Consider the following 3749-nt stretch of genomic DNA (forward strand, 5'->3'; position numbering starts at 1 on the left):
GGTGCTCAACTTATATTCTGCAAGCTCTTGAACCTGTCCACATGGGTGATCATTCAAACTCAAGAGGTTGGCAATTTCATCTAGCGTAAATCCAAGCACTTGTGCGCGTTTGATAAAGCGAATTCGACTCACTGTGTCATCGGGATAGTGGCGGTATCCCACTTCGGGTTTAGTCGGTTGCAGAATTAAGCCTCTACGCTCATAAAATCGAACTGTTTCAACGTTTATATCGAGCTCTTTGGCAACTTTGCTGATACTTCGTGTCATTTTTCACCTCCTCTTTTCACAAACGGTACCTATGAGCTATTTTTACACCCACAAAAATCTTGGATGGTATTATTGTCGACAATTGACCTCCCACTATATAGCTTAGTCCTTGTTAACCGGTATTTGAAAGAGAAAACTAGGCAGGTGTTAGTTAGACCGATATCTGTTTTCCCTCAATGAAAAGTACTAAATTCTGGGGCTTCTGATTAGTTAGGAAAATTATTGGTTGTTCCAATGATGCTCAATGTGAGCTATCACCACATTAAAAGTGACTAAATTAAACCCTGTAGGGCTTACTACTCGATCAGTGTCACCTTATCTTCCCAAAACCTTAGATAGAAACAGCTATGGCGCCTTGTATGGCATGCAAACCCAACTTGGCTTACTTCGGCGAGAAGAACATCGCCATCGCAATCGGCTGCAATGGATTTCACGGTTTGCGAGTGGCCAGAGCTGCTACCTTTTCGCCACAAGCCTTGTCTTGAACGTGACCAGTAGCACATTTTCCCTGTTCTCAGTGTTTCATCTAAAGACTCTTTGCTCATCCAGGCAAACATAAGTACCTTCATTGACTTCTCATCTTGAGCAATCACAGGAATGAGCCCATCGGCATCAAAGTTTAGCTCTGCTATCACCTTGTCTAAGGAATAGCTCGTACCAGCCACATCGTTTTCAATGGATTTAAACCAGTGTTTCATACTACTTACTCGTGTGCGTTCTTAAAAGTGGCCAGCAAGAGAAGTTGCGCGAGTATCTCTCTCGGCTCTCAAAGTACATTGCTTGCTGTGCAATTTTTATTAGGCAAGCAAGACAACCCAATAGTTACTAGTCACTAACACTATGGCAAATAATACGGTTAACCAAAAAATATACTGTCGACGCTTGCGAACTTGAGGCACGGCACATGCATCACCTGGGTTGCAATCCTCAACAGGGCGATAGACTTTCCATCCTGCAAAACCAAGTAATAATATAACGAACAGGATAAAGATGGGCCGGTATGGTTCAAAGAACGTTAGACTGCCAATCCAGGAACCACTGACACCCAGCATGAGTAAAATGAGTGGTCCTGCACAGCAAATGCCTGCGCCTACGGCAGCAATAAATCCGCCAATAAGTGGTAGACTTGTTTCTTTTTGGGACATAACTTACTCCTCGAGTGTTAGTTGATGGAGAAAGTCTAAATGCCGTACTAATGTACGCTGTCAAGTGTTTTGGTGATTGGGGTTCAAGTTAGTACTGTGAAGGGAACGAGGAACAAATTGCTTCTAGCTGAGATTATATTATTACAAATAAAGACTTCAAGTGCCTTTGTAATGCGTTTGAAGTCTTCTGCTTTGGACGGTGCTACTGCCGGCAGAATTTTATTACCCATACTCACGTGGCAAGAAATTCAAATTCATAAGTCATGCAAATGTACACATCGACCTAAAATGCCGAGGTTGCTTTAATAGAGATCATGAAAAAAGCAATGCCTCTCTTAACCTTCCTATTTTCACGGAACTCCTATTATTTTGATACGACCGAGGGGTAGCCTACATTTGTTGTCGCTTTGGTTAGCTGTTCAATACTGACACTATTCTCATGATAGACAACCTTCGCCGTTTTATGGTCAAAATTCACGTCGGCATCTATTACGCCCTCTAAATTGGTTAATGACTTTTTCACTGTAATTGGGCACATGGCACAGGTCATATTTTCAACCGCTAATGTTGCAGTTCTAACGTCCGTACTAACACTTTCCTCTGCCTGAGCGGCATTGAAAGACGTCCCAAGAAGAACGGCAAATATAAAAATATTAAGGTACCGTACGAAATCAGTCGTTATCTTCATCATAAAAATCTCCAAGTTAAGTGATAATAAATTCTGCATAGTAGGGGAAAGTCAGCAACAGCATAATTAGTACTGACACGACCCAAAAAATAATACGTTGATTCCGCTGTACTCTCGGAATTGCACATAGCTCACCTTCATTACATTGACGTGGTGCGATATATAGTTTTCTGAACGTCCACACTAACAAACCAAGCGTTATCAAAATAAATATAGGTCGTACGGGCTCAAACGCAGTCAAGGTACTCGCCCAGCTTCCACCAACACCTAACGTCAGCAAAACCAATGGGCCAACACAACAAACTGAAGCGCCTATTGCAGTTAGACTGGCTACCAAAAGTGACTTTTTGGATTCACTGCGTTGTATCATAAATAGAATTCCATCGTTATTTCCTTCAGTAAGATTGGTACAGCTTTGTAGGTTCTTAGTCAATTATTTGGGTTGAAAGTTCACTGCCAGAGTGACCTTTTTCTATTTTAATGCTCTGGGATACTTGACTCAGTACCGTGGTACCGAGTTTATATTCACGCACGTTTGTAACAATCAAACTTAACCATTCTTAAAGGAAATTAGTATGAAACATACCCGCTACCTCACCGAGATTGCAGAAAGTCTGACGCCAGCCAATCAGCCCCAAGGCTTCGGGGAACTGTTCGTCGTGCTGCTGCGTGAGCTTGCCAAGGGGCGTCCAGTTTCACGAACGACGCTTGCCAAGTCTCTCGACTGGCCTGCTCAGCAAGTGAATGCGGTACTCGAACGGACGACTAGTACCGAGTACGATAGTGATGGGAATATTGTTGGTTATGGCCTCACCTTGCGCGAGACTTCGCATATCTTTGAGATTGACGGCCGCCGTCTATACGCTTGGTGCGCACTGGACACTCTGATGTTTCCGGCCCTCATCGGCCAGACGGCGCGCGTGACGTCGCATTGCGCTGCAACCGGGGCGCCAGTTTCCCTCACGGTTTCGCCGAACGAAATCCGGGATATCGCACCGACCGACGCCGCAGTGTCGTTGGTACTGCCGCAGGAAACAGCGGACATTCGTCGGTCATTCTGTTGCCACGTCCATTTCTTTGCATCGGCCGTGACGGCGAAAGATTGGGCCTCCAAGCATGAAGGAGTGGAGATCGTAAGCGTCCAAGATGGCTTCCGCTTGGGCCAAGAGCTTAATCGACATCTGCTGCAGACGATTCCATCGAGAAAATCGTGATTGGATAACGATTCTACAGCTAGGTATTCGCTTCCTAGGTGCGGATTGCACTCTGCGAAATCTACCCGGGTGGCCCAGCAATGCAAACAAAGCCGGTGTCAAATGGTCCCCACACGGAATCTCGTCTGGCCCACTATGCCGGCGTGAGCATCGACCGGCGGGGGCGGGGTCTTGCCCGTCTCGGGCTTGCGCCATCCCGCGCGCGTTTCCCGAGTCGATCGGGTCTTTGGTGGTCGTCCGGTGCAGCGGTTCGTCCTGATCCCTTGGGAACTGCGGTTGCAGGACTGCCCCGCGATCCTGCCTCGCGGCGAGCAGCGCAGGCAAAGGCGACTTTCGCTTCCCGAGATCAAAGCCATGCTGCGGGTTCTGCTTCCGCTTAGAAAGCGCCTTCAGCTCCCGCTGAAAATCAACATTCGATGTAACCGATCGAGCCGC

The 3749-nt window shown here is 46.5% G+C and carries 7 protein-coding genes; 2 read left to right on the forward strand and 5 right to left on the reverse strand.

Translation table 11 applies throughout. From position 1 onward, the window contains the following. From GPLA_RS16350 to GPLA_RS16370, 5 genes are all read right to left on the reverse strand, one after another. A partial coding sequence (locus GPLA_RS16350) for a MerR family transcriptional regulator (protein ID WP_040515135.1) occupies positions 1-267 on the reverse strand: 267 nt, incomplete at its 3' end. A gap of 296 nt (positions 268-563) precedes the next feature. Further along, positions 564-965, reverse strand: a complete 402-nt coding sequence (hisI, locus tag GPLA_RS16355) for a phosphoribosyl-AMP cyclohydrolase (RefSeq protein ID WP_007106064.1) — start codon at positions 963-965, stop codon at positions 564-566. A gap of 99 nt (positions 966-1064) precedes the next feature. Next, complete coding sequence (locus tag GPLA_RS16360) at positions 1065-1412, reverse strand: mercuric transporter MerT family protein (protein WP_007106065.1); 348 nt, start codon at positions 1410-1412, stop codon at positions 1065-1067. A gap of 364 nt (positions 1413-1776) precedes the next feature. Further along, positions 1777-2103, reverse strand: a complete 327-nt coding sequence (locus GPLA_RS16365) for a heavy-metal-associated domain-containing protein (RefSeq protein ID WP_012517600.1) — start codon at positions 2101-2103, stop codon at positions 1777-1779. Positions 2104-2116: 13 nt separating this feature from the next. Next, on the reverse strand, positions 2117-2470 hold the full coding sequence (locus GPLA_RS16370; RefSeq protein ID WP_007106067.1) for a mercuric transporter MerT family protein: 354 nt from the start codon (positions 2468-2470) through the stop codon (positions 2117-2119). A 205-nt stretch (positions 2471-2675) separates the two neighbouring features. On the opposite strand from GPLA_RS16370, the gene merB reads away from it, so the two are divergent. Then, entirely contained in the window at positions 2676-3314 is a 639-nt protein-coding gene (gene merB, locus GPLA_RS16375) for an organomercurial lyase MerB (RefSeq protein WP_007106069.1), read from the forward strand. A gap of 171 nt (positions 3315-3485) precedes the next feature. Beyond that, positions 3486-3749 (forward strand): hypothetical protein (locus tag GPLA_RS24085; RefSeq protein WP_226993138.1); only part of this gene is annotated, 264 nt, incomplete at its 3' end.

The organism is Paraglaciecola polaris LMG 21857, from assembly GCF_000315055.1.
GTDB classification, from domain to species: domain Bacteria; phylum Pseudomonadota; class Gammaproteobacteria; order Enterobacterales; family Alteromonadaceae; genus Paraglaciecola; species Paraglaciecola polaris.

Excerpts from the sequence above, each read along its gene's own strand:
- hisI (WP_007106064.1), bottom strand. The coding sequence starts at position 965 with ATGAAACACTGGTTTAAATCCATTGAAAACGATGTGGCTGGTACGAGC.
- GPLA_RS16370 (WP_007106067.1), bottom strand. The coding sequence starts at position 2,470 with ATGATACAACGCAGTGAATCCAAAAAGTCACTTTTGGTAGCCAGTCTA.
- GPLA_RS16360 (WP_007106065.1), bottom strand. The coding sequence starts at position 1,412 with ATGTCCCAAAAAGAAACAAGTCTACCACTTATTGGCGGATTTATTGCT.
- GPLA_RS16365 (WP_012517600.1), bottom strand. The coding sequence starts at position 2,103 with ATGATGAAGATAACGACTGATTTCGTACGGTACCTTAATATTTTTATA.
- merB (WP_007106069.1), top strand. The coding sequence starts at position 2,676 with ATGAAACATACCCGCTACCTCACCGAGATTGCAGAAAGTCTGACGCCA.